Source organism: Sphingomonas sp. UBA978 (assembly GCF_002292295.1).
GTDB lineage: Bacteria > Pseudomonadota > Alphaproteobacteria > Sphingomonadales > Sphingomonadaceae > Sphingomonas.
Map to the genome: position 1 here is coordinate 104,520 of NZ_DBBS01000003.1, position 24,745 is coordinate 129,264.

At 70.0% G+C, this 24,745-nt stretch carries 13 protein-coding genes; 6 read left to right on the top strand and 7 right to left on the bottom strand.

What is annotated here, in order from left to right; genetic code table 11:
• Positions 1-771, top strand: a complete 771-nt coding sequence (locus tag B2515_RS01205; RefSeq protein WP_293872756.1) for a competence/damage-inducible protein A — start codon at positions 1-3, stop codon at positions 769-771.
• Positions 772-821: 50 nt separating this feature from the next.
• On the opposite strand, the gene B2515_RS01210 is transcribed toward B2515_RS01205, so the two are convergent.
• From B2515_RS01210 to B2515_RS01240, 7 genes are all read right to left on the bottom strand, one after another.
• On the bottom strand, positions 822-2,726 hold the full coding sequence (locus tag B2515_RS01210; RefSeq protein ID WP_293872757.1) for an alpha-L-fucosidase: 1,905 nt from the start codon (positions 2,724-2,726) through the stop codon (positions 822-824).
• Between the two features lie 355 nt (positions 2,727-3,081).
• Positions 3,082-5,391, bottom strand: coding sequence for a GH92 family glycosyl hydrolase (locus tag B2515_RS01215; protein ID WP_293872758.1), 2,310 nt, complete (start codon positions 5,389-5,391; stop codon positions 3,082-3,084).
• Complete coding sequence (locus tag B2515_RS01220) at positions 5,388-6,815, bottom strand: glycoside hydrolase family 125 protein (protein WP_293872759.1); 1,428 nt, start codon at positions 6,813-6,815, stop codon at positions 5,388-5,390. Before B2515_RS01220 ends, B2515_RS01215 begins: the two co-directional genes overlap by 4 nt.
• Complete coding sequence (locus B2515_RS01225; protein WP_293872760.1) at positions 6,812-9,355, bottom strand: glycoside hydrolase family 3 C-terminal domain-containing protein; 2,544 nt, start codon at positions 9,353-9,355, stop codon at positions 6,812-6,814. Before B2515_RS01225 ends, B2515_RS01220 begins: the two co-directional genes overlap by 4 nt.
• 385 nt (positions 9,356-9,740) lie before the next feature.
• Positions 9,741-12,281 (bottom strand): beta-mannosidase, encoded by a 2,541-nt coding sequence (locus B2515_RS01230; protein WP_293872761.1) that lies wholly within the window; start codon positions 12,279-12,281, stop codon positions 9,741-9,743.
• Positions 12,278-14,614, bottom strand: coding sequence for a beta-N-acetylhexosaminidase (locus B2515_RS01235; protein WP_293872763.1), 2,337 nt, complete (start codon positions 14,612-14,614; stop codon positions 12,278-12,280). The genes B2515_RS01230 and B2515_RS01235 overlap by 4 nt, the downstream gene beginning before the upstream one ends.
• A gap of 230 nt (positions 14,615-14,844) precedes the next feature.
• Positions 14,845-17,619 carry a TonB-dependent receptor gene (locus B2515_RS01240; protein WP_293872765.1) on the bottom strand — a complete coding sequence of 925 codons (2,775 nt, stop codon included), beginning with the start codon at positions 17,617-17,619 and terminating at the stop codon, positions 14,845-14,847.
• A 303-nt stretch (positions 17,620-17,922) separates the two neighbouring features.
• Between B2515_RS01240 and B2515_RS01245 the strand changes: the two genes are divergently transcribed.
• The 5 genes from B2515_RS01245 (at position 17,923) to galA (ending at position 24,561) form a co-directional block, all read left to right on the top strand.
• Positions 17,923-18,663 carry a copper homeostasis protein CutC gene (locus B2515_RS01245; protein WP_293872767.1) on the top strand — a complete coding sequence of 247 codons (741 nt, stop codon included), beginning with the start codon at positions 17,923-17,925 and terminating at the stop codon, positions 18,661-18,663.
• A gap of 76 nt (positions 18,664-18,739) precedes the next feature.
• Complete coding sequence (locus tag B2515_RS01250) at positions 18,740-19,477, top strand: GntR family transcriptional regulator (RefSeq protein ID WP_293872769.1); 738 nt, start codon at positions 18,740-18,742, stop codon at positions 19,475-19,477.
• 34 nt (positions 19,478-19,511) lie between these two features.
• On the top strand, positions 19,512-20,534 hold the full coding sequence (locus B2515_RS01255) for an SIS domain-containing protein (protein ID WP_293872771.1): 1,023 nt from the start codon (positions 19,512-19,514) through the stop codon (positions 20,532-20,534).
• The gene (gene nagA, locus B2515_RS01260; RefSeq protein WP_293872773.1) at positions 20,531-21,667 is read left to right on the top strand and encodes an N-acetylglucosamine-6-phosphate deacetylase; all 1,137 of its coding nucleotides are present in this window, start codon (positions 20,531-20,533) and stop codon (positions 21,665-21,667) included. Before B2515_RS01255 ends, nagA begins: the two co-directional genes overlap by 4 nt.
• Positions 21,664-24,561 (top strand): beta-galactosidase GalA, encoded by a 2,898-nt coding sequence (gene galA, locus B2515_RS01265; RefSeq protein WP_293872774.1) that lies wholly within the window; start codon positions 21,664-21,666, stop codon positions 24,559-24,561. Before nagA ends, galA begins: the two co-directional genes overlap by 4 nt.
• The last annotated feature ends 184 nt before the right edge of the window (positions 24,562-24,745 follow it).

Below are 24,745 nucleotides of genomic sequence, written 5' to 3' on the forward strand. Positions count from 1 at the left end.
ATGGAGCAGGGCATCGATCACGACCGTATCTGGACCGCCGCGCTGATCGTGATCGGCGACGAGATCCTGTCGGGCCGGACGCAGGACAAGAACATCGCGCAGCTTGCGAGCTGGCTCAACGTCCAGGGCATCCGCCTCGCCGAGGTGCGGGTGGTGCCGGACCGTCCCGATGCGATCGCGGAGGCGGTCAACATCCTGCGCGCGCGCAACGATTATCTGTTCACCACCGGCGGCATCGGGCCGACCCACGACGACATCACCGTGGACGCGATCGCCGCGGCGCTGGGCGTCGGAGTGGAGCATCATCCCGAGGCGATGGCGGTGCTGGAGCGGTATTATGCGACGCGCGGCGGGCTGACCGAAGCGCGGGCGCGGATGGCGCGGGTGCCGGCGGGTGCGGGGCTGATCCCCAATCGCGTGTCGGGCGCGCCGGGTATCCGCATCGGCAACATCTTCATCATGGCGGGGGTGCCGCACATCACCGCGGGCATGCTCGACGCGCTGACCGGCACGCTGGAGGGCGGACGCCCGGTCGTCTCCGGCACGATCGGCTGCTGGGTCGCCGAGAGCGAGGTCGCCGACCTGCTGCGCGATGCCGAGAAGAGCCACGAGGGCGTGTCGATCGGCTCCTACCCCTTCTTCCGCGAAGGGCGGACGGGCGCGAATTTCGTCGTACGCAGCCCGGATGCGGCGCTGGTCGAACGGTGCCTCGCCGACCTGACGCGCGAGCTGGAGACAGGCGGGCGCGCCGTGTTTCCCGAGGGGATCTGAGCCGTCCGCGCCGTCACCCCGGTGGTTTGCCGGGGTGACGGCGGCATGCGTCACCGCACGAAGGCGCCGATGTCGGCGATCGCCAGCTTCGCCGCCGGCACCGCGGTCGCCGCGAAGGTCAGGCGCAGGTAGCGCATCGGGCGGGGTGCGGTGAACGGGATCCGCTGCGTCGCCAGCGCATAGGCGATGTTCTGGAACTCGCCTTCTGCGGCCGGCGTCCATGTCTTGCCGTCGAGACTGGTTTCGGCGCGATAGCCGCGCGGCGGGGCGCTTTGCTTATCCGGATGGCGCCATGGCGTGAGGCTGAAGCCGGCCACCGTCTGCGCCTTGCCGAGGTCGAGCGTGACCGACGCGGGCGTCGTGGCCGGCGCGGGCTGGCTCCACACCGACGAACCGTCGCCGTCGAGCAGCGCCTCGGCCCCGGGGGCGCTGGCGGCGACCACCGTCCAGTCGCGCGGCGACAGGATTGCGGCGTCGGTGCTGCGCGGCGCGGCGACGGCGACGGGCGCGACGCTGCGGAACAGCGCGACCTCGCTGATCGCGGGGCAGGCGGGGGCGTCGAGGATCACCAGCCGGATGCGGCGCGCGGCGACCGGCGCGTCGAGGCGGATGATGCGTTGCGCACCGATACATTCCTTTTCGGCGAGCCGCTGCCAGCGGCCGGCGACCTCCGCCTCGATCGCGAAGCGGGTGACGCGGACGCCGAGCGGGAGATATTCGCGGATGCGGATGAGGTCGAAGCGGCGGTCGGGCGGCAGGTCGAGCGTCAGCGTCGGCGTGGTGACGCCGTCGGGCGTCGACCAATAGGTGTCGCGATTGCCGTCGAGCACCTTTGCGGGCGTGCTGGCGCCGTCGCGCGTCGCGGTGGCGCTGGCGACCGCGCCCTGCGCCAGATCGGTGGCGAAGCTGGCACGGATCGCGTCACCGAAGCTTGTGAGCACGGCGACGTCATGATCGGGGATGCGGCCGCGGCGATCGGGCGGCAGGTTGAGGTGCATGTTGGTGCCGCGCGCCACCGATTCGTCGAAGAAGCGGATCAGGCGCGCCGGGCTCTTCACCTTGGCGTCCTCGTCCGGGTGGTAGAACCAGCCGGGGCGGATCGAGGTGTTGGTTTCGGCGGGCCACCAGAGCGGCGCGCCGCGGACGCCGCTGTTCCCCTCCGACTGGACATAGGGATGGTCGGGCATCGTCGGCCAGCACGGATCGCCGGCGATGCCGTCCTCGTTGCCGACCCAGCGGATCTCCGCGCCGAGCGGATCGAAGGTGCAGGCCATCGGCTGATGCTGGTGGACGAGCGCGATGATCGAGGGCCAGTCGTAATATTTCGGCGCGTCGATCGTCCGCGTCTCGCGCGCGCCGCCATAATAGCCGTCGCCGCCATTGGCGCCGTCGAACCAGAATTCGAACAATTCGCCATAGCGCGTGCAGAGCTCGACCACCTGCTTGCGATAGTAATCGATATAGGCCGGGCGGCCGTATTCGGGATGGTTGCGGTCCCAGGGCGACAGGTACAGGCCGAACGCCATGCCGGCGCGGCGCGTCGCCTGCTCCATCTCGCGGACGATATCGCCTTTGCCCTGTTTGTACGGGCTGTTGCGGATGCAATGGTCGGTCAGCATCGTCGGCCACAGGCAGAAGCCGTCGTGATGCTTGGCGGTCAGCACGATGCCGGTCATGCCGCCCGCCTTCGCCGCGGCTACGATCTGGTCGGCGGAGAAATCGGTGGGGTCGAACAGCGTCGGGCTCTCGTCGCCATAGCCCCATTCGCGATCGGTGAAGGTGTTGATCGAGAAATGCACGAAGGCGTAGCGTTCGCGCATATGCCAGGCGAGCTGGCGCTTCGAGGGGGTGGCGCCCCACGGTTTTGGCGGCGTGGCCGGCGTGATCGCCAGCGCGGGCGTGGCGCCGGCGGCGAGGCCGGAGGCGATCAGGGTGCGGCGGGTGAGGTCGGTCATCGGTGGTTCCATCGACTTGCCCGGCGACGGCCGGGGGATAAAGGTGACAACAAGGCGGAGGGCAGGTGCGATGTGTTCGCGCAGCGGATCGTCGCGCGCCGTGGCCGTGCGAGGGCGGGCGGTCCGCTCGTCCGGCGGTGGCGGGGGGATAGTGGGGACGGCAAAGCCGAGGGCACGGACCTGTCCTCACCCTGCGCCGCCTTCGGCGTCTTCTCCCTCTCCCGTCGGGCGCATCCGGTGAACAGCACCCCGTGCTGTTCAGGCCATGCCGGGGGCATGGCCGACCGGATGCGGGAGGGAGCGGCGGAGCCGCGGACGGGTGAGGGCCGGTGCGACGGGTCTGTGCAGCGGATCGTCACGCGCCGCGGCCGTGCGAGGGCGGGCGGTCCGCTTTGGCCGCGCCGAAGCTCTTCACCGGGGTCGCGCTCATCGTGAAGGTGAGGGTGCCGCCGCGCATCAGGTCGGCGTGGCTGATCCAGTTCTTCGTCCAGGGCTTGCCGTTGCGCAGGACGCTGCGGACGTAGGGCGTGTCGGCGCGGTTGCCGGGGGCCTCGATCGTCAGGCGCCGGCCGGCGGGCAAAGCGATCGTCGCGCGTTCGAACAGCGGCGATCCGAACACATAGACCGCCTCGACCGGATCGACCGGGTAGAATCCGAGCGACGACAGCACGAACCACGCGCTCATCTGGCCGCAATCGTCGTTGCCGATGATGCCGTCGGGATCGTTTTTGTACATCTCGGTCAGCAGGCGGCGGACCATCGCCTGCGTCTTCCACGCCGCGCCGGTGTAGGCGTAGAGATAGGCGACGTGGTGGTTGGGTTCGTTGCCGTGCGCATATTGGCCGACCAGCCCGCTGATGTCGGGCGGGGCGTTGGCGGGGAGCGTCGAGGGCGCGGTGAACAGCGCGTCCAGCCGTGCCTCGAACGCCCGATCGCCGCCCATGTGCGCGATGAGGCCGTAGACGTCGTGCTGGTTGAGGAAGGTCGCCTGCCAGCCGTTCGCCTCGGTATAGTCGCGCCACCAGGGCTTTGGCATATGGCCGAGCTGGATCGGGTCGTAGGGGCTCCACCAGCGGCCGTCGGCGAACTTCGGTTTGGCGAAGCCGGCCGCGCCGTCGATGACGTTGCGCCAGTTGCCCGAGCGTTTCAGCAGGCGGTCGGCCTCCGCGCCCTTGCCCGCGGCGCGGGCGAGATGGGCCGAGGCCCAGTCGTCATAGGCATATTCCTGCGTCCGGCTGACGCTTTCGAACCAGGCGTCGGCGGGGACATAGCCCTTCGCGTCGTAGAGGTTGCGGCCCTTGCTGTTGTCGAGGTCGGGCGCGGCGAAGTCGAACGACCGCTTGGCGATTCCGGGCCAGGCGGCGGCATAGTCCGCGGGGATGCCCTTGGCCTGCGCCTCGGCGAGGACGGAGACGCCGTGCCAGCCGATCATGCAGCCCGTCTCGGCCCCCTGCAACGGCCAGACCGGCGGGCCATAGGGGCTCTGCTGCGTCTGGCGGACGATATCGGCGACGAGGCTGCGCACCCGGTCGGGCGCGATGATCGTCAGCAGCGGGTGGAGCGCGCGATACGTGTCCCACAGCGACAGCGTGCTGTAGGCGGCATCGCCGGCGGGCACGCTATGGACCTGCCGGTCGAGCCCGACGTAGCGGCCGTCGGTGTCGGAGAAGAGCGTCGGCGCGAGCAACGCATGGTAGAGCGCGGAGGACAGGATCGTGCGCTGGTCGGTGGTGCCGCCCTCGACCGCGACCGCACCGAGTTCGCCCGCCCAGCGGGTGCGCGCGGCGCCGCGGACCGCGTCGAAATCCCACGTCTTCGCCTCCGCGGCCAGATTGGCGCGTGCGCCGGCGACATCGACCGCGGAGATGCCGCAGCGGATCAGGACCGGTGCGGCGCCGGCATCGTCGTAATGGAGGAAGGCTTTGAGCCGCTTGCCGGTGACGGCGCGCGTGCCGGCGGGCTGCGGCGCATCGCCGTCGCCGTAGAAGACGATCCGGTCGGGCCGGCGCGACAGCTGCATCGCGAAGTGGATGCGCCGCCCCTTCGCCCAGCGGTGGACGGTGCGGCCGCCGGTCAGCGTGCCGTCGGGATCAAGCGTCAGGGTCGCATCGGTGACGAGCGGCGCGGCATCGCTCTTGTCGAGGATCAGGTGCGACAGGTCGACGAGGATATGCCCCGCGCCCGCCGGGAAGGTGTAGCGATGATAGCCGGTGCGTTCGGTGACGGTCAGCTCGGCGCGCACCCCGCTTTCCAGGGCGACGCGGTAATAGCCGGGCTCGGCATGTTCGGCGGAGAAGCGCTGGCGATAGCCCGCGTCGGGATCGTCGAGCGGGCCGGGCAGCAGCTGGACCGGGCCGCGCGTCGGCACCACCAGCACGTCGAGCATGTCGCCGATGCCGGTGCCGCTGAGATGGGTGTGGCTGAACCCCATGATCGACGTGTCGGTGCGGTGATAGCCGGAACAGGCGTCCCAGCGTTCGACGTCGGTATCGGGCGAGAGCTGCACCATCCCGAACGGCAGGGTCGCGCCGGGATAGGTGTGGCCGTGGCCGCCGGTGCCGATGAACAGGTTGGGGGCGGCGGCCGCGGCCGGCGTCGCCGCGAAGGCGGGGATCGGCAGACCGATGGCGGCGGTGCTCGCGAGCAGGGTGCGGCGGTTTATCATAGCTCTCCCTTCAGGATAGCGGGGCGGGTCTGCGCGAGATGGACGATCAGCTCGCCGAACAGGCCGTTCGCCCAGGCGAACCAGGCGCGGGTGAATGTGGCGGGATCGTCCCGGTCGAAGCTTTCGTGGATGAAGCCGGTGCCGCCGTCGGTGTCGCGCAGCGTGCGCAAGGCGGTGCGGATCGTCGCGTCGTCGGTCGCGGTCAGCGCGCGGACGATGAGCGACATCGGCCAGATCTGCCCCGCGCCGACATGCGGGCCGCCGATCCCCTCGCCGGCCTTGCCCGTGAAGAACCACGGATTGTTATCGCTCCACGCCGCCGCCTGCGTCGCCTGCCACAGCGGATCGGCGGGCGATACGCAGCCGAGATAGGCGAGGCCCGACAGCGACGGCACGTTGGCGTCGTCCATGAAGACGGCATTGCCATAGCCGTCGACCTCATAGGCCCAGACCTCGCGGCCGTCGCGCAGCCGCATCGTGCCATGCGCCTTCAGCGCCGCCTCGACTTCCGCCGCGAGCGCGGTGGCGTCCTGCGACAGCGCGGCGTCGCCCCGCGCCTCGCCCGCGACGCGCGCGAGTTCGCGCAGCGCGGTGACCGCGAACAGGTTGCTGGGGATCAGGAACGGGTAGAGGCAGGCATCGTCCGAGGGGCGGAAGCCGGAATGGATCAGGCCGACCGGCCGCGTCGGCGCGCCATGGCCCCACAGCAACGTCTCGGTCGGCTGCGGGGCGGAACGGCGGAAGCTGTAGGGGCCGGGACCCTCCTTCCGCTGCTGTTCGCGGAAGGTGCGGACGCTGGCGCGTGCGGCCTCCGCCCAGGTCGCGTCGAAGGGCGCCGTGTCCCCGGTCGCGCGCCAATAGCCGTGGGCGAGCCGCATGGGGTAGCAGAGCGAATCGATCTCCCACTTCCGCTCGGCGACGCCGGGCTTCATCTCCGTCTCGTCCTTCTGCGACCATTCGAGGTTCGATTTCGCCGTCGGGTCCTGCATGAAGGCGTTGGCATAGGGATCGATCAGGATGCAGCGCGCCTGTCGCGCGATCAGGCCGCGGAACAGCGTGCGCAATTCGGGCGCCTGCCGTGCGAGGTGCAGATAGGGCTTCACCTGCGCCGAACTGTCGCGCAGCCACAGCGCCTCGATATCGCCGGTGATGACGAAGGCGTCGGGTGCGCCGCCGACCGTGCTCATCCGCACGGTGGTGTCGAGCGTGTTCGGATAGCAATTGCCGAACATCCAGCGCAGCTTCGGATCGGCGATCTGCGCCGACACGCGCGCGATCTCGCGCTCGACCGCGGCGCTGACGAAGCGGCGGTCCTTCGGCGCGGGGCGTTTGCTCGACAATGCCGGCGCGGCAAAGGCGGGCGTCGCGGCCGATGCCGCGATCGCGGCGGTGGTGGCGAGGAAGCGGCGGCGGTCGAGGGTCATTTCGGCAGCTCCGTGTCGGCGCCGGTGACGGCGAAGTCGAACCATTGGCCGGCGCCGTCGCCCGGCTGGCCGCCGCCGATCCACAGCCGATAGGCGCCGGGCGCGACATGGCGGCGCCCGTCGCGCTCGACGACGCTCATCGCGCGGGGATCGAGGATGAAGGCGACGTCGGCGGCCTTGCCGCGCTGCACCGCGACGCGCCGGAAGCCGACCAGCTGGCGTTGCAGCACGGGATCGGTGAAGCCGCCGCTCTTGGTCGCGGGGGGCACGAGATAGGCCTGCACCACTTCTTCGCCGTCGCGTGCGCCGGCGTTGGCGATGCGCGCGGTGACGCGCAGGTCGCCGCCGGCCGCGACGCTCGCCATGCCGCGCGGCGCGGCATAATCGAAGCGGGTATAGCTGAGGCCGTGGCCGAACCCCCACAAGGGCGTGCCGGTGAAATAACGGTAGGTCCGCTCCTTCATCCCGTAATCGACGAAGGCGGGCAGGTCGTTGGTCGAACGGTAGACCGTCACCGGCAGGCGGCCGGCGGGATTGACGACGCCCGCCAGCACGTCGGCCAGCGCGGTGCCGCCGCTCTCGCCCGCATACCAGTTGGCGAGGATCGCATCCGCCGATGCCGGATCGACCGCCACCGCGCTGCCGCTGGTGAGGACGAGGACGATCGGCTTGCCCGTCGCCTTGAGCGCGTCGAGCAGGCGCTGCTGCACCAGCGGCAGCGCGATGTCGGTACGGTCGCCGCCGACGAAGCCGGGGACCTGCACCGACAGTGCCTCGCCCTCCAGATCGGGGGACAGGCCGGCGACGACGACCGCGACGTCGGCGTCCTTCACCGCGGCGACCGCCTGCGCGAGCAGCGGCTCGGCGGGCGGCATCCACAACAGGCGGATGCTCTCGTCCTCCGACCGGTGGTCGAGCGTCAGTTCGATCGGCTGCGCGCTGCCGTCGCTGTCGACGGTCAGCTCGACGCGGCCCTTTGGCAGGTCGCCGTCGTGCAGCGTGCGGCCGCCGAGCGTCAGCCGGGCGCGGTCGTGGACGGTGCAATCCTTCCAGCAGGGCGACTGGTCGAGGATCAGGCGGTAGCGGCCGGGACCGGGGGGGACGAATTCGCCGGTCCAGTGCGCGCTATAGCCGGTGACGGGCAGGCCCGGCGCGGGGCTGGCGCGGTTGAGGTCGAAGTCGATCCGGCGATCCTGCCGCACGACGGTCTTGCCGGCGGCGGTATAAGTGGCGCGCAGGCCCGGCTTGCCGTCGCTGCGCAGCGCGGTTTCGGGCAGGACGACCGCGGCGCCGTCGGCGAGGATCGATCCCTGCGCATAGGTGACGTTGGCGGCGCCGAAGCGGGCGCGGATGCCGTCGAGCGGGGTGACGGGCACGATCGCGGTGCCGTGGTAATTGCCCTGCAACACGCCGAGGTCGTCGGCATCGGCGCCGATGACGGCGATGCGCGCGCCGGGCGTCAGCGGCAGCCGGTCGGCGTCGTTCTTGAGCAGCACGATCGATTTGCGCGCGGCGTCGAGCGCCAGCGCGCGATGCGCCGGGGTGGCGACCTCGGTCGGCCCGATCCGCGACCACGGGCTGGTCGCGCCGAAGGCGATGCCGAGCGCCTGTCGCGCCCGCAGCGCGCGGGCGAGCGCGGTGTCGACCTCCGCCTGGCTGACGAGGCCCTGCGCCATGGCCTGCGGCAGCGCGGCATAGGCGGTGCCGCAATTGAGGTCGGTGCCGCCCCGGACCGACGCCGCGGCGGCGCCGGCGGCATCGAGCCGGTAATGGTGGAAGGCGTGGACGTTCGACACCGCGTCGCAATCCGACACGGTGAAGCCGGTGAAACCCCAGTCGCGGCGGATACGGTCGTTCATCAGCGGCGACGAAGCGCAGGCGGGGACGCCGTGGATGCTGTTGTACGCGCACATCAGCGACAGCGCCTTGCCCTCGGTCACCACGCGGCGGAAGGCGGGGAGGTAGGTCGCCTCCATGTCGCGCGGGGAGGGATCGACGTCGAACCCGTCGCGGCCCGCCTCGGGTCCGCTGTGGACGGCGAGATGCTTGGGCGTGGCGATGACGCGCGGGTGGCGCGGGTCGGGGCCCTGCAGCCCGTGGACGAAGGCGACGCCGAGCTTGCCCGTCAGATACGGGTCCTCGCCATAGGTTTCCTGCCCGCGACCCCAGCGCGGATCGCGGAAGATGTTGATGTTGGGCGACCAGATGGTGAGGCCCTGATAGATGCGGCGATCGGCGGCCGCGTGCTGCGCGTTGAACTTCGCGCGTGCCTCGGTCGACACCACCGTGCCGACGCGTTCGACGAGGTCGGTGTCCCAGGTTGCGGCAAGGCCGATCGCCTGCGGAAAGACGGTGGCATGGCCGTTGCGCGCGAGGCCGTGCAGCCCCTCGTTCCACCAGTCATAGGCGGGCAGGCCGGCTTTGGCGTCGGCGGGTGCGGTGCTCTGGAGCTGCGCGGCCTTTTGCTCGGGCGTCATCGCGGCGATCGCGGTCGCGACCGGGTCGGCGGCCTGTGCGAGCAGGAGGAGGGCGGGGATCATGCTGTCGGTCCCGATGTTGGGGTGCGCGCGAAGACGCGAAGGCGCGAAGGGAGAAGGTTTTGGTCGCGCGGAGACGCGGAGACGCGGAGAGAAGACGGCGCGGATCGGGGCGAGCGTCGTGGCATCTGACGAGGATCTTTGAAGCTGCCGCAGGCTTTCTTACTGGCGTTGGGACATGTGTCGGGCGTCTCGCGCGCATCCCCTCCGCGTCTCCGCGTCTCCGCGCGAATCCCCCTTCGTCGCGTCTTCGCGTCTTCGCGTGAATATGACCCGTTACCATCCCGGTCGAAGCAAGGGTCCGGTCGGAGAACCACCATCGGCAGATGACTGCGGTCGCCCGGCTGGACCCCGGCCTCCGCCGGGGAAGTAACGAGGGCGGCGGCGATCATCGCGCCAGCGTCCGCAGGACCGGGGTCTGCTTGCCGGCCAGCGTCACCGTGACGCTTTCGCCGGGCAGCAGGTCGAAGCCGCTGTCGCTCGCCTGACCCGGCGTGTCGCCCATGTCGATCATCACCGCGCGCGCGAGGTTCCTCGCGGTGATCGTCGCCGTGTCGCCGGTGCGGCGGAGCGTCAGGCCGGGGTCGGGATAGGCCATGTCCTTCGGCACCAGCCGTTCGACCAGCGTGCGGCTGACGGTGCGGCCGTCGACCAGCAGCTCGGCGACCGCATAGCTTTGTGCGGGATCGGCCGTGCCGAACAGGTCCGCGTCGGGCAGGGTCGCGACCGTGGTCGCGCTGAGCGGGGCGAGGGTCGCGTCCGCGGTGCGCGTGCCGAGCGTCGCACCGGTCATGGCGCGCACCGTCACCCGCCATTGCGCCGCGACCGGCGTTGTCGCGTCGGACACCAGCGCGATCCGCGTCGCGCCCGCGCGATGCTCGGCGACGATCGCCTGCGGGGCGAAGGCGCGCTTCGCCTCATGGTGCAGCAGCTTCCACTGGCCGAGATGGTCGATGCTCGACCAGCTGATCGCGGGCCAGACGTCGTTCAGCTGCCAGAACAGCGACCCCATCGTCACCGGGCGGCAGGCGCGGTGGTGGCGCGCCGCGAGGCCGATCGCCTGCGCCTGATTGACCTGCGTCAGATAGACGAAGTCGGCGAAGTCCTTCGCCGGCCGCAGCCGCTGGTCGAGATAGAGGCGCAACCGGGCGTTGCCCTCGCCGGCGAGGAACTTCTGGTGCGCCTTCATCACCGGGCTGTCGGGGTCGAGCGTGCCCTTGCCCGCGAAGCCGCGGATCGTGGCCATCGTCGGCATCGCCTGAAAGCCATATTCGCTCATGAAGCGCGGGCAGGAATCGAGGTAATTCTCGACCGGCTTGCTGCCCGACCAGACGTCCCAGAAATGGCGGTCGCCGTTGGCGTCGGTATCGACCGGGCCTTCGTAATCGGTCGAGGGCGACCCCGGCATATAGGGCGTGCCGGGGCTGTTGGCGGAAACCGCGCCGCGCAGGACGCGGTCGAACAGCACCGCCATGCCGGTGCCGATCCGTTCCTGCTCGTCCGCGCCGATCGCCTTCTTATAAGCCTTGCGGTCGGACCAGTTTTCCCAGCCGGACAGCACTTCGTTGTTGCCCGCCCAGATGACGACCGAGGGATGGTCGCCGATCCGCGCGACCTGCTCGTCCGCCTCCGCGGCGACGCTGGCGCGGAACGCGGCGTCGGGCGGGGTCACCGATCCGCCGAACATGAAGTCCTGCCACACCATCAGCCCCATCCGGTCGGCGGCGGCGTAGAAGGCGTCGTCCAGATAGTAGCCGCCGCCCCAGATGCGGACCATGTTCATGTTGGCGTCGCGCGCCGCCTTGAGCAGGCTTTCGGGCTCGGCGGGGTCGACGCGGGCGGGGAAGCTGTCGAACGGGATGACGTTCGCGCCCTTGGCGAAGATCGGCAGGCCGTTGACGATCAGTCCGAACGCGCCATCTTTGCGGTCGAGCGTGACCGTGCGCAGGCCGATGCTGCGCGTCTGGGTGTCGCCGTCCAGCGTCGTCGCCACCGTATAGAGCGGCTGCGCGCCATAGCCGACCGGCTGCCAGCGCTGCGGCTTCGCGATCGTCAGCGGAATCGTCACCGGGTTGCTGCCGGGCGCGAGCGTGACGGTGCGCTCGACCGTCTGGCGGCTGCCGTCGGGGGCGGTGACGGTGGCGGTCAGCGTCACGCTCTTCGTCACGTCCGCGACGATCGTCGCATGCGCGGTCAGCCGTGCCTCGGCATCCGACAGCGCGTCCTGCGCGATGCGGACCCGATCGAGCCGCGCCTCGTCCCACGCCTCCAGCCGGGCGGGGCGCCACAGGCCGGTGGTGACGATGCGCGGGCCCCAGTCCCAGCCGTACTGGTACTTCGGCTTGCGGATATAGGGGCTGGTCTGGACGCCCTTGGGCTCGTCGCCGAACGCGCTGTCATATTCGCCGGGCAGCGGGTGCGGGTCCTTGAGCACCATCGGTTGGAGCGTCCGGATGGGCGAGGCGATGCTTACCAGCACCTCGTTGCGGCCGGCGCGCAGCAGCGGCTTCGCATCGGCGCGCCAGCGGCGGTGGGCGTTGTCCGCCGTGAGCAGCGGCCGGCCGTTGACGGTGACGGTCGCGAACGTGTCGAGCCCGTCGAACACGAGATCGAGGTGTCCGTGCGCGAGCATCGCCGGGGTGACGGTCAGCATCGTGCGGAACTGCCATGCCGACAGGCCCGCCCACTGGATCGCGCCCTCGTTGGTGCCGATGAACGGATCGGGGACGCGTTTCGCGCGGATCAGGTCCTGCTGGATGCTGCCGGGCACCTGCGCCGGAAACCATGCCGCCTCGCGCGGATGTGCCCTGGTCGCGGCGGTGTCGGCGGGATCGAGCCGGACCTGCCAGTCCTTGTCGAGCGGAAGCGTGTCGCGTGCCGCCAGCGGTGCGGCCGACAGCAGGAGCGCGAGCGCGAACGCGTACCTCATCGTCCCGCCTCCGTCAGCTGGACGCGTTCGACCGTGTAGAAGGGGTCCTTGATCGGCGAGGTGAATTGGAAGCAGACGTCCCGGTCGCCCGCGATCGCCGGCAGATTGCCGCGGAAGGTGAAGCGCTGCGGCGCGGTGCGCGGATCGGGCAGCGGGAAGGCGCCCGCCGCGATCGGCCGGGCGGTCTTGTCGCCCGCGGCGCGCGCCTTGGCGGCGGCGATGCAGCCGACCTGGACGAGCAATTCGCCGTGATCGGAGACGTTGTAATGCTCCTTCACCATCCGCGCCTCGTGCGCGAGGCCGTAATGGCGGGCGAGGCGGGCGACATCGACGGTATAGCCGCGGGCGACGTCGAGCGGCGCGTCGGGGTAGAGCGTGCAGGTGTCGAACAGGTTGATGTTGAACGCCGGCGCATTCTCGCGCGATTCCGACGTCAGCGGCACGCGCAGGCCGAGGTCGCCGGCGGGGCAGGCGGCCATGTCCGAGCTGGTGCGCGCGAGCAGGGCGGCGCGCGACGTGTCGAAGCTGCGCACCGCGGCGGTCGCGCTGCCGCGCGCGTCGAAGGCGGCGGCGCGGACGGTGGTGCCCGGCGTCAGCGACAGCGGCCCGGCATAGGCGCGCGACGTCGCGGTCGGCGTGCTGCCGTCGGTCGTGTAGCGGATCGTGCCATAGGGAACCTGCGTCGCCAGCGTCAGCGGCACGCGGTTGCGGCGCAGCGCATCGCCGCGGGTGCCGTCGACCTGCATATCGACCGCGAAGGCGCTGTCGGCGACGTGCATGCCGCCACGGCTCCAGCGGTCGCCCTGGCGCTGGACCCGCGGCAGGAAGCCGGCGAAATCGCGCTTGTCCTTCGGCGACCAGCTGATCTCCGCCACCGCGCCCGCGCGCGGGAAGATCAGATGCTGGAGCTGATAAGGGGTGACGATATATTCGCTCCACAGATTGCCCTGCGCGCCGAGCACGTGCTTGGCCTTGTCCGCCGGAATGCCCGCCGGCATCGGATCGTAGCGATAGACCATCTCCAGCGTCATCGGCGCGAAGCGGCCGGGCGGTTCGTCGGCGAGGCGGCTCTGCGAATAATTGAGGTACAGCGGCGTGCCGGGCGACAGCACGACGTCGTGTCCCTGATTGGCGGCGTCGACCGCGCCCTGTTCGCCGCGCCACGACATGATCGAGGCGGAGGCGGGCAGGCCGCCCTCGAGAATCTCGTCCCAGCCGATCAGGCGCCGGCCCTTCGATTGCAGGTAGGTGCCGAACTGATCGATCATCCAGCTTTGCAGGCCGTTCTCGTCCTTGATGCCGAGCGCCTTCATCTGCGCCTGCACCTCGGGACTGCGCTGCCACTGGTCCTTGACCGCCTCGTCGCCGCCGAGGTGGATATAGGTGCCGGGAAAGACCTGCATCAGCTCGTCGAGCACGTCCTTGACGAAGGCGATGCCCTTCGGCCCTGGATTGAACAGATAGGGCATGATGCCCCAATTGTTGCTGACCGCGGGCGCGTCGCCGAGGATGCCGAGTTCGGGATAGGCGGCGACCAGCGCCTGCGCATGGCCGGGCAGGTCGATCTCCGGCACGATCGTGATGCCGCGCTCCCCGGCATAGGCGACGAGGTCCTTCAGCTCGGTCTGGGTGTAGAAGCCGCCGACCTTCTCGGTCGGTTGCGCGCCGCCGGTCCAGGGCGGCACGCGCCAGCCGCCGACGCTGGTCAGCTTCGGATACTTGCGGATCTCGACCCGCCAGCCCTGATCGTCGGTGAGGTGGAGGTGGAGCGTGTTGAGCTTCACCGATGCCATCTGGTCGACGATCGCACGCAGCGCCGGCATGGGGAGGAAATGGCGCGCAGGATCGATCATCAGCCCGCGCCAGGCGAAGCGCGGCGCGTCGGTGATGGACAGCGCCGGCACCGCGACCGGCTTGCCGAAGGCGGCGTCGGGGCTGAGCAATTGCGCCAGCGTCATCGCGCCATGGACGAGGCCGCGGTCGCCCGAGGCGGCGATGGTGATGCCCTGCGGCGTCACCGAAAGCCGATAGGCCTCGTCGCCGGCAACCGCGGCGTCGCGGACGAAGCGGATCGCGCCGGTCGTACCGGGAATGAGGGCGAGGCCGCGTTCGGCCTTGACGTGGGCGGCGAGCAGGCGGGCCGCGGCGGTGGCGCCGGCATCCGTGGCGGCGATCCCCGCGCCGTCGCGGACGGTGAAGCTGCCTGCGGCGCGCGTGACCGACTGGGGCAGGGGAAGCAGCGGCAGCGCGTCCTGCGCCGGTGCGGCGGTGGGCGCGAGCAGGGCGAGCGCCGCTCCCCCGACGATGGTCGCGATACCGGCGTTCTGCGTCATGACAGCCCCTTGGTTCTGTTTTGGTATTGAAGGTATCTTGCAGGAGCGATCCGGCGACGTCCATGCCCGATGCACAAAAAAAGACCCCGGCGCCGCGATGGGGGCTGCCGGGGCCGAGGGCCGGGACGCGGATCAGGGGAGGATGCGTCCATCGGGGAACCGGCCGGCGGGCGAGCCCGCCGGGTATGCGCGGCGTCGCCCGGACCGGGTCCGGGACGACGACGGCGGGACTACATGCGGAACGACAGCGCCGCCGAGAAGGTACGGCCGTTCTTGTAGAAGGCGGTCGGACGATCCTTGGTGGCGTTATACTGGAGGTAGGTCTCGTCCAGCAGGTTCTGCGCGTTGACGCTGAGGATGATGCCCTTGGTGATCGCCAGCGAGGCCGATGCGTCGAGCTGGTTGTACGGCGCCACCATCTCGCGCGAGCCGAGACGGCCGATCGTGCGGAAATAGGCGGTACGGTAATTGTAGCTCAGTCGCGCCTGGAACGGCCCGCTCTCGAAATAGGGGATCACGTTGACGGTATGCTTCGACAGATACGGCAGGTTGAGCGCCGCGCCGCTGACGTCGACCGACGAGGTGTCGCTGTCCTGGTACGAATAGTTCGCCTGCAGGCCGAACCCGCCCCAGATTTCCGCCTGGCCCGACACCAGCACGCCGTTGACCTTCGCCTTGGCGCCGTTGACCGGCTGGCTGACGTTGTACGTCGTGATCCGGTTCTGCAGCGCGTTGAAATAGTCGACGTTCTGACGGAAGTTGATGATGTAGTTCTTGATGTCGCGACGGAACAGTTCGACCGCCAGCAACGTGCCGCCGCGCGGATACCATTCCGCGGTCAGTTCGTAGTTGGTCGATTCGTACGGCTTCAGGTTCGGGTTGCCGCCGCCGCCGTCGAGCGTGATGTCGTTGAGCGACGTCGCCGCCGCCAGATCCTGATAGCGCGGACGCGAGATCACCTTGGCCACCGCACCGCGGACGATGAACTGCGGAGCGATCGTATAGGCGATGTTCAGGCTGGGCAGGAACTTCAGGTAATCGGTCGAGGTGCGGGTCGGCACCGGCTGCGGATTGGCGACGGCGCTGGGCGTGGTCGCGAAGTTCGACACGTCGCGCGTGTAGACCAGACGTCCGCCGATGTTGCCGCGCAGGCCGCCCTGGTCGAAGTTCGCCTGGACGTAGCTTGCCGCCACCGTCTCGCGCACCTTGGTCGAGGCGCCGATCTTGGTGACCAGCGGGCTGTTGATCGCATTGGCGAGGATGTCGATCACCGCCTGGTCGGGCAGGTTGAGGTACTTGGTGGCGTTGCCGCTGCCGCCGCTGCCGTCGAACGTGCCGTCCGGCGTGGTCAGCGTGGTGACGCCCAGCTGCGATCCGTTGAGCGAACGGGTCAGATAGGTGTTGATGCCGCGGGCATCGACGCGATTTTCGTGATCGGTGACGCGGCTGCCGAGCAGGATTTCCTTGAACGGACCGAAGTCGACCGGGATCGTCGCATCATAGCCGCCGAAGACGTCGCGGTCGGTGGTGACGCTATAGTCGAGGCCGCCGATCTGCGCGGCGTTGAGCTGCGTGCCGTTGATGACGACCGGGCGCCCTTCGATCTGCGCCGGATTGTTGTTCGGGTTGGTGAAGTAGTTTGCGGGGTTGGTCAGGTCGCCGGTGAAGTTCACCTCGGCCGAATTGCCGGTGAAGGCATAGCTGAACGGCAGGCGGGTCTGCACGTTGAACAGATATTCGGGGTTGCGGCCGCCGGTCGCCTTCGACCAGCCGCCGGCAAACGCCACCTTGGCGCCATTGTCGCCTTCCCAGTCGGCGAACAGGTTGACGTTGTCGGTCTTCAGCTTGGTGCGGCGGACCAGCGTGTCGAGCTGCGCGCTCTGGCTGGGCGCCGTGCCGAAGGAGGCGGCGGTGACGACGCCGTTGCTGACCGTCGCGGACTGCAGCACGCTGCCGGTCCAGGCGCCGGGGATGGTGTACATCGACTGGCTGTAGTTGTTGTAGTTGCCGTCGATGTGCAGGCCGTTGAGCGTGAAGGTCAGCTCGCTGGTCGGGCGGAACTGCACCGTGCCCGACACGCTCTTGCGCTCGCGCTGCTGCTGGAAATAGGCGTAGTTGATGCCGAACGGCGAGGCCGCCCGGTACAGGTCGGCGATCGTGCCGCCGGTGATCGTCGCGGCCGGGTTCTTGAGGCTAAGCGCGCCGTTGGCGGCGCGGTTGACGAACGGGCTGTTATAGGTGCCGTCCGCGTTCGGCGCGACATTGTCGTAGCCGAAGAATTCGACGCCGGCGCGGGTCAGGTTCTGCTTGTCATAGGTGGCGGCGACGAGGACGCCGAAGGTCTCGTCGGCGTTCTTCCAGCTGTACAGGCCCGAACCGCGGACGTTGCCCTTCTCCGACCGGTCGTTGTACGAATAGCCGCCCGAGGCGAAGATCGAATTGGCGGGCAGGTCGAGCGGGCGACGGGTGCGCACGATCACGGTGCCGCCGAGGCTGCCTTCCTCGATGCGCGGCTCGGGCGACTTGTACACCTCGAGGCGGTCGACCAGTTCGGGCGCGAGCAGCGAATAGTTGAAGGTACGGCTGGACGGATCGTTGTCGTTGCCGCCCCAGTCGGCCGAGGCGAGCGCGTGGCCGTCGAGCAGCATGCGGTTGAGCGCCGGGTCGGTGCCGAGGATCGCGACCTTCTCGCCCTCGCCGAAGCGACGGTCGATGCTGACGCCCGGGATGTGCGACAGCGATTCGGCGACGTTGCGGTCGGGGAACTTGCCGACGTCCTCGGCGGTGATGACGTCGACGACGGCATTGGCGTTGCGCTTGACGTTGATCGCCTCGCGCAGCGAGCCGCGATAGCCGGTGACGAGGATGTCGTCGCCCGTCTCGGTCGCGTCCTGTGCGGTCGCGGTGCCGGACGGGGCGGTGGCGGTCGGCGCTTCCTGCGCGTTAGCGCTACCGGCGAAGCCCGCGAGGGCGGTGCTGACGAGGATCACGTGGCGCAAGCGCATAGGATATTCCTTTTTCGGAACACGCCCGGTCGCATGCTCCCCCCAACCCGAAGCTGCCGCGAAGCCGGCGACAGACCGGAGCGACGGACCCTGAATGGATCTCGTATTGCTGCCGATAGTTTTACTATAACCAATTCATACCCAATGACCTATAAAAAATTTGTCACAATCGATTTTTCATGGAACCACTGCGGTTTCACGGGGTAGGTTTGTGTCGTGGAGCGCCGTTCCGGCGATCGAAACGGATAGCAGAAGGGGGTTCGCGCGCCATTGATGGCCAATCGAACGAATCATGACCGTCGCGTGACACTGGAGATCTGCGTCGAGTCGCCGGCCGGCGCCGCGGCGGCGATCGCGGGTGGATGCGACCGGATCGAATTGTGCGCGACGCTGGCGATGGGCGGCCTGACGCCCTCCGCCGGGCTGGTCGCGGCGGTGCTGGCGCACGCGCGGCCGGCGGGCATCCCCGTCCATGCGATGGTCCGCCCCCGCCCGGGCGGGTTCGACCATGACGCCGAGACATGGGCGCTGGCGGTGGCGGAGGCGCAGGCGCTGGCCGCGGCGGGGGTGCAGGGGCTGGTGTTCGGCGCGACGGCCGGCGGCGCGCTGGATGTGGCCGGTCTGGCGGACTGGATCGCCGCGCTCGGGCCGGATCGCCCGGTGCTGACGCTCCACCGGGCGATCGACGTCGTCGACGATCCCGTCGCGGCGGTGGAGCAGGCGGTGGCGCTGGGGTTCGACCATATCCTCACCTCGGGCGGGGCGCGCAGCGCCGCGGAGGGCGCGGCGACGATCGCGCGCATGGTCGAGCGCGCGGACGGGCGTTGCGCGGTGATCGCGGGTGCCGGCGTCCGTCCGGATAACGTCGCGGCATTGATCGCGGCGACGCGAGTCCCGGCGGTGCACGGCTCGGCCAGCGTGCCGGCCGCGGGGGGTGTGGAGGACCGGTTCGGCTTCGGACCATTGCCGCGCCGGACGAGCGCGGCGTTGGTACGAGAATTGCGCGGGGTAATTGACCACAAGTCCAATCTAGGACAATTGTAGATCAAGGCGCCGCTGGCGCTGCTCCGCGGACCGTGGCACCGAAGGTCGCAACGGTTTGTGGAAGAAGGAGTCGATGATGAGTTTCGTGAGCAGGGTAGGGCGTTTCCGCACCGACAATCCCTCGCCGCTCTATCTGCAACTGCAACAACTCATCCGCGATGCGATCGGTGGTGAGGTCATTACGCGCGGCGACGCGATTCCCGCCGAACGCGATCTGGCGATCGACTATGGCGTCTCGCGCATCACCGTGCGCAAGGCGATCGAGGGGCTGGTCGAGGAGGGGTTGCTGACCCGTCGGCGCGGGGCCGGCACCTTCGTCGCGGGGCGCGTCGAAAAGAATTTCAGCAAGCTGTCGTCGTTTACCGAGGACATGATCGCCCGCGGCCGGGTGCCGAGCAGCGCCTGGATCTCGCGCGCGGAGGGGACGGTCAGCCCGGAGGAATCGATGGCGCTGGCGCTGTCGCCGAGCGCGCCGGTCTATCGGTTCCAGCGGCTGCGCTTCGCCGACGAGGTGCCGATGGCGCTCGAACTGTCGACGATCGCGGGCTTCTGCCTGCCGTCGCTCGATGCGGTCGACACCTCGCTGTATACCGCGCTGACCGCCGCCGGGCATCGCCCGGTGCGCGCTTTGCAGCGGCTGCGCGCGGTGCCGTTCGGCGGCGACCATGCGCGGATGCTGGGGGTCGATCCCGGCTCGCCCGGGCTGCTGATCGAGCGGCGCGGCTTCCTGCGCGACGGCCGTGCCGTCGAATTCACCCGATCCTATTACCGCGGCGACAGCTACGATTTCGTGGCCGAGCTCGCGGACACCTGACACCGCCTGGGGGGCGCGATTTGTGACGAGCGATATGACGACCGATACGTTGATGCGGGCCGAAACGCTGGAGGCGGGGGCGACCGTCGCACGCCTGCTGGCGCGCAACGGCGCGGCTTTGCAGGCGCTCGGCGAACGGCTGCGCAGCGCGGCGCCCGACGTCGTCGTCACCTGCGCGCGCGGATCGTCCGACCATGCCGCGATGTACGGCAAATATCTGATCGAGACGATGGTCGGCGTGCCGGTCGCCTCCGCCGCGCCGTCGGTGGTGTCGCTGTTCGACGCGCCGGTGACGACGCGGCGCGCGCTGTGCATCGCCATCTCGCAATCGGGTCGCAGCCCGGACCTGCTCGCCACGGTCGAGGCGCATGCGAAGGGCGGCGCCGAGGTGGTGGCGCTGGTCAATGACGAAACCTCGCCGCTCGCCGCCATGGCGGACACGCTGCTGGCGCTGAGCGCGGGGCCGGAAAAGTCGGTCGCGGCGACCAAGTCGTGCATCGCGGCGATGGCGGGGCTGGCGGCGATCGTCGCGGCCTGGTCGGGCGATGCGGCGTTGCAGGCGGCGGTCGCGGCGCTGCCGGCGCAGCTGGACGAGGCGGTCGGGCTCGACTGGAGCGCCGGCGTCGAGCCGCTCGCCGGGGCGAGCCAGATGTTCGTGATCGGTCGCGGCTATGGCTTCGGCGTCGCGCAGGAATGCGCGCTCAAGCTCAAAGAGACGTGCCAGGTCCAGGCCGAACCGTTCAGCGCCGCCGAAGTGCGCCACGGCCCGATGGCGATCGTCGGCGAGGGCTTTCCGGTGCTGGCGCTGGCGACCAGCGATGCCGCGGGCGACGACGTGATGGCGGTGGTCGAAACCTTTTCCGGGCGTGGCGCGACGGTGCTCGCGGCGCATGCCGGCGATGCGCGCGCGATCCTGCCGGCGCTCGACGCGCACCCGGCGGTGCAGCCGATCCTGATGCTGGCGAGCTTCTACGGCCTCGCCGAGGCGCTGTCGCGGCGGCGCGGGCTCGATCCCGATACGCCGCCCCATCTCGCCAAGGTGACGCGCACGCTATGAGTGAGGCGCATCGGTTCACCAACGGCCACGTCGTCGTGGCCGGCGAGGTCTGGCGTGGGGCGGAGATCGTCGTCACCGGCACCCGGATCGCCAGCATCCGCCCGCTGGACGGCGATGCCGCCGACGGCATCGACCTCGACGGCGGCTGGGTGATGCCCGGCTTCATCGACACGCAGGTCAACGGCGGCGGAGGCGTGCTGTTCAACGACGCGACCAGCGTCGACGGCATCGCCGCGATCACCGCGGCGCATGCGCGCTACGGCACGACCGCGCTGCTGCCTACGCTCATCAGCGATTCGCCCGACCGGATCGCGGCGGCGCTGGACGCGGTCGACGCGGCGATCGAGGCGGGCGTGCCGGGCGTCGTCGGCGTGCATATCGAGGGGCCGTTCCTCAACGTCGCGCGCAAGGGCATCCACGATGCCGGGCGCTTCCGTCTGCTCGACGATGCGATGGTCGCGCTGCTGTCGCAGCCACGGCGCGGCCGGGTGATGGTGACGCTGGCGCCCGAGCTGGCGCATATCGACGATATCGCCCGCCTTGCCCAGGCCGGCGTGCGGGTCAGCGCCGGGCATAGCGAGGCGCCGTACGACACCGCGCTGGCGGCGTTCGATGCGGGGCTGTGCGGGATCACGCATCTGTTCAACGCGATGCCGCCGATGGTGCAGCGCACCCCCGGCCTCGTCGGCGCGGCGCTCGACGATCCGCGGCCGTGGTGCGGCCTGATCGTCGACGGTGTCCATGTCGCGCCCGCGGTGCTGCGCATCGCGCTGCGCGCACGCGGGATCGAGCGGATGATGCTGGTCACCGACGCGATGTCGTCGGTCGGCGCCGAAACCAAGGATTTCGTGCTGCAGGGGCGGCAGATCCGCGTCCGCGACGGCATCTGTTCCTACGAGGACGGCACGCTGGCGGGATCGGATCTCGACATGGCGGCGGCGGTCGCCAATGCGATGGGCATGCTCGGACTGGAGCCGGCGGTGGCGGCGCGGCTGGCGGCGGGCAATCCCGCGGCGTTCCTTGGGCTGGAGGCGGAGCGGGGCACGCTCGCGGTCGGCCTGCGCGCCGACTGGGTGCAACTGACCGCCGCGATGGCGCCGGTCGCGACCTGGATCGGCGGCCTGCCGGCATGACGATCGACCGGCGGCAGCTTCTGGGGTCCGCCGGTGCCGGACTGGCGGTTGCCTTGCCGGGTGGCGCGGCGCTGGCGGCGACGCCGGCGCGCTACAATGCGCTGCCGATGCCGCAGCCGGGGGACGCGTTGCCGCTGCCGCTGCCGGTCGTCGATCCGTCACGGATCGGCTTCGATCACGGCTGGCTGTTCCACGAAGGCGACATCCCGGTGCCGCCGGCGACGACGCACGAGGAAACCTACATCCGCGCCAAGGCCGGTAACGCCAAGGGCGCGGCGGCGATGGATCACGACGACAGCGACTGGTCGCCGGTGACGCTGCCGCACGACTGGGCGAGCTTCCAGCCTTTCGTCGAGACTGCCAATCCGTCGCAGGGCTATCGCCCGCGCGGCATCGGCTGGTATCGCCGCACCTTCCGCCTCGATCCCGTAGACGAGGGCCGGTATCTGGAGGTGCAGCTCGACGGGATCGCCACCAACGCGACGATCTGGGTCAACGGCAGCATCGTCGCGCACAATTGGTCGGGCTATAACAGCGTCTATATCGACATCACGCCCTTCGCGCGCTTCGGCGAGCGGAGCAACGTGATCGCGATCCGCGTCGATGCCGACGCGATGGAGGGCTGGTGGTACGAGGGCGCCGGCCTGTATCGCCACGCCTGGCTGGCGAAGCGCGCGCCCGTCGCGATCCTCACCGACGGCGTGCATTGCGACCCGCGGCTGGCGGACGGCGCGTGGACGGTGCCCGTCACGGTCACCGCACGGTCGATCGAGACGGTGCCGGCCAGCGTCGTCGCCGTCGCCAGCCTGATCGACCCCGCCGGGCGCAGCATCGCGACCGTCCGTTCCTCGCCCGTGACCGTCGCGCCGCTCGAACAGGCGGACCTCACGCTGTCGATCCCGGTGCCGGCCCCGACGCTATGGTCGGTCGAGACGCCGACGCTCTACACCGTCGCGGTGACGCTGGAGCGCGATGGCGCGGCGGTCGATGCGCGCCGCGTGCCCGTCGGCTTCCGCACCATCCGCTTCGATCCCGCGCAGGGGCTGTTCGTCAACGACCGGCCGGTGAAGCTGAAGGGCGTGTGCCTGCACCTCGACCATGCCGGTGTCGGCACCGCAGTGCCGGATGCGTTGCTCGAATGGCGGCTGGAGCGACTGAAGGAGCTGGGCTGCAACGCGATCCGCTGTTCGCACAACGCCCCCGCCACCGCCTTCCTCGACCTGTGCGACCGGATGGGCTTCCTCGTCATGGACGAGAACCGCAATTTCAATCCGGCGCCCGATTATATGGCGCAGCTCGAATGGCTGGTGCGGCGCGACCGCAACCATGCCAGCGTCATCCTCTGGTCGGTGTTCAACGAGGAACCGATGCAGGGCACCGCGGCCGGCGTGCAGATGGTGCGGCGGATGGCGGCGGCGGTGAAGCGGCTCGACGACAGCCGCCCGGTGACCGCGGCGATGAACGGATCGTTCTTCAACCCCGCCAACGTCTCGAGCGTCGTCGATGTCGTCGGGTTCAACTATTACCCGGGCGATTACGACAAATTCCACGCCCTCAACCCGGCCAAGCCGATCACCAGTTCGGAGGATACCAGCGCGTTCATGACGCGCGGCGCCTATGCGACGGATGCCGCAGCGCACGTCATCTCGTCGATGGACGACGAGGCGGCGGGCTGGGGCGAGACGCATCGCAACGGCTGGGCGAAGATCGCCAAACGCCCCTTCGTCGCCGGCGGCTTCGTCTGGACCGGCTTCGACTATCACGGCGAACCGACACCGCACGCCTGGCCGACGATCTCCAGCTTCTTCGGCATCCTCGACCTCTGCGGGTTCCGCAAGACCGCTTACGACATCCACCGGGCCGGCTGGATCGACGATGCGGCGGTGGTCGGCATCGCCCCGCACTGGACGTGGCCGGGGCGGGAGGGGCAGCCGATCCCGGTGCTGGTCACCAGCAACGCCGAGCGAATCGTGCTGACGCTGAATGGCCGCATCGTCGGCGAGGCGGCGGTCGACCGGCTGATGGGCAACGGCTTCACCGTGCCCTATGCCCCGGGAACGCTGGAGGTGATCGCCTATCGCGGCGGGCGCGTGGTGGCGCGGGCGGGGCATGAGACCGCCGGGCCGCCGGTCGCGCTGCGGCTGACGCCGGCGCGGCGGGTGATGGCGGGGGACGGCGAGGACGTGCAGCCGGTCACCGTCGACGCGATCGACGCGCGCGGGCGCCACGTGCCGACCGCGAACCTGCCGGTGCGCTTCGCGATCGCCGGGGCCACCATCATCGGCCTCGGCAACGGCGATCCCAACAGCCACGAACCCGAAAAGGGCAACGCCCGGTCGCTGTTCAACGGCCTCGCGCAGGTCATCGTCCAGGCGGATGCGGCGGCGCGCGGTACCATCATGCTGCGGGCGAGCGCGCCGGGCCTCACCGCGGCGACATTGCGCATCGACCGGATCGCACGGATTGCCGCGCCGCAGATCGCGCCCGCAAATGCGCCGCGGACGATCGACGGCTGGCGCCGCTCGCCGCTGCTGCCGGCCCGTCCCGACCCGGCGCTGGCACCGGCGGATGGCGACAACAACAGCTGGGCGTTCGTGCGCAGCGGTACCCCGACCCCCGCCGAACCGGCCGCCGGCTGGCAACTCTATCGCGCACGCGTGACGCCGGTGCGGGCGATGGCGGCGCATGGTGGACGCATCGCCTTTGCCGGGATCGCGGGCCGAGCCGAACTCTGGGTCGACGGCCGCCGGCTCGCCGACAAGGCCGCGGCGACGACGGGACCGCTCGAGGCCGCGCTGCCGCCCGGCGCGGGCGAGCGGACGGTCGTGCTGATCGTACGGCCGGAGCCCGGACAGCCGTCGGGGATCGTCGGCCCGGTCACGCTAAGCCGCTGACGCCCGGCGGGCGCGATCGTCGGTCGGTTTCGGGGCGCAGGCGATTTGGGTTCGCGCAGAGGCGCGGAGGACGCAGAGGTGTGTCCCCTGCGGTCGATCGACCTGTCGCGGTGACGGCCTGGATCGTTCGCCACAACTCATGCCGTTTCCCCCAAAGGCTGGGGGCAACTGTGATGTTCAGCCA

What these genes read in the sequence shown, in the direction of transcription:
- B2515_RS01205 (WP_293872756.1), top strand. Translation starts at nt 1, where the DNA reads ATGGAGCAGGGCATCGATCACGACCGTATCTGGACCGCCGCGCTGATC.
- B2515_RS01210 (WP_293872757.1), bottom strand. Translation starts at nt 2,726, where the DNA reads ATGACCGACCTCACCCGCCGCACCCTGATCGCCTCCGGCCTCGCCGCC.
- B2515_RS01215 (WP_293872758.1), bottom strand. Translation starts at nt 5,391, where the DNA reads ATGATAAACCGCCGCACCCTGCTCGCGAGCACCGCCGCCATCGGTCTG.
- B2515_RS01220 (WP_293872759.1), bottom strand. Translation starts at nt 6,815, where the DNA reads ATGACCCTCGACCGCCGCCGCTTCCTCGCCACCACCGCCGCGATCGCG.
- B2515_RS01225 (WP_293872760.1), bottom strand. Translation starts at nt 9,355, where the DNA reads ATGATCCCCGCCCTCCTCCTGCTCGCACAGGCCGCCGACCCGGTCGCG.
- B2515_RS01230 (WP_293872761.1), bottom strand. Translation starts at nt 12,281, where the DNA reads ATGAGGTACGCGTTCGCGCTCGCGCTCCTGCTGTCGGCCGCACCGCTG.
- B2515_RS01235 (WP_293872763.1), bottom strand. Translation starts at nt 14,614, where the DNA reads ATGACGCAGAACGCCGGTATCGCGACCATCGTCGGGGGAGCGGCGCTC.
- B2515_RS01240 (WP_293872765.1), bottom strand. Translation starts at nt 17,619, where the DNA reads ATGCGCTTGCGCCACGTGATCCTCGTCAGCACCGCCCTCGCGGGCTTC.
- B2515_RS01250 (WP_293872769.1), top strand. Translation starts at nt 18,740, where the DNA reads ATGAGTTTCGTGAGCAGGGTAGGGCGTTTCCGCACCGACAATCCCTCG.
- B2515_RS01255 (WP_293872771.1), top strand. Translation starts at nt 19,512, where the DNA reads ATGACGACCGATACGTTGATGCGGGCCGAAACGCTGGAGGCGGGGGCG.
- nagA (WP_293872773.1), top strand. Translation starts at nt 20,531, where the DNA reads ATGAGTGAGGCGCATCGGTTCACCAACGGCCACGTCGTCGTGGCCGGC.
- galA (WP_293872774.1), top strand. Translation starts at nt 21,664, where the DNA reads ATGACGATCGACCGGCGGCAGCTTCTGGGGTCCGCCGGTGCCGGACTG.